The sequence below is a fragment of the Campylobacter sp. BCW_6467 genome, assembly GCF_001762855.1.
GTDB classification, from domain to species: Bacteria; Campylobacterota; Campylobacteria; order Campylobacterales; family Campylobacteraceae; genus Campylobacter_D; species Campylobacter_D jejuni.
Genome location: NZ_MJXP01000035.1, coordinates 1 through 1043, shown reverse-complemented (window position 1 = coordinate 1043; position 1043 = coordinate 1). Strand labels below are relative to the sequence as shown.

The window sequence follows — 1043 nt, the reverse complement described above, 5'->3', positions numbered from 1 at the left end:
AATTCTGCTTGTTCTCTTGTCATTTTTTATCCTTTATTATGGTATTTGTTTGATAAAACCTAATAAGTTTATATAATTTATAATTGTAATATTTTTATATGTTTATTAATTTTAATATACCATAACTTCACTAAAACTAAAACCTAATAAATTATTTTCTCTTACTATTTTTTTAAATTCACTTGATACAAAAACAGGTATTTCATCATCTTTAATTCTAAATATATGACTTCCATCAAGTTTTGATTTTTTTAAAACAGCTTTAGTAATACTTAAATATTCATCATTATCACCCATATAAGTATATACAGAATGTTCATAATCTAAAGCCTCAAGTGATTTTATTACATGCATAATTTTACAATCATAATAATTTATTTCCTGATTTTTAATTTCTACATCTAAATATTGCACACAATCTTTGATTAAATCTTGCATTAAATTTATAAATTTAGGAGAGACTATACGCCAACCACAGTCATTGTGTATAAGACCAGTTAGTATGCTTCCTTCATCTTTATCGATTTCAAAACTAGGTGTTTGCCAATTTGTGATAGGTTTAGATTCTAAAAGTGCATATTCATTATTATTTTTTATATCTACAAGATTACAAGAGCACCAATTATCCACATCATTATGATTATAGTTATACATCATTTTATAATATCTCATTGTTTTCTCTCCTTATAGTATTCTTTATGAAGTATAGCAGGATTATTTTTGATTTCTTCTTTTAGTTTTTCAAATTCTTTTAAGAATTTATTCTTATCTCCTCTAGCTATTTTATCAATTTTATTCATTTTTTCAAGAATGTATTCATGGTATTCATTAGGATGTCTTCCGCGATGTGGCATTTTAACTTTATTCCAATCTCCATTTAGTTTTAAATCATATGAATTAAGTATCTCTTGAAATTTTGGAGTATATTTTTTACTCTTATTGGTGGCAATGTGATGAGTTTGAATTGGTAATTGATTGTTTTTACCTCCTATCCCTTCCCATCTTATCCTATCAAATTTAATCTTAGCAAGAGGACTAGCTTG

The 1043-nt window shown here is 25.1% G+C and carries 2 protein-coding genes; both read right to left on the bottom strand.

The genetic code is table 11. The features are described 5' to 3' along the window. Window positions 1-111: 111 nt before the first annotated feature. Entirely contained in the window at window positions 112-672 is a 561-nt protein-coding gene (locus tag AJ888_RS04975) for an imm11 family protein (protein WP_070296164.1), read from the bottom strand. Then, window positions 669-1043, bottom strand: a 375-nt coding sequence (locus AJ888_RS04970) for an AHH domain-containing protein (RefSeq protein WP_237766501.1), incomplete at its 5' end; no start/stop codon positions are given. The genes AJ888_RS04975 and AJ888_RS04970, both read right to left, overlap by 4 nt.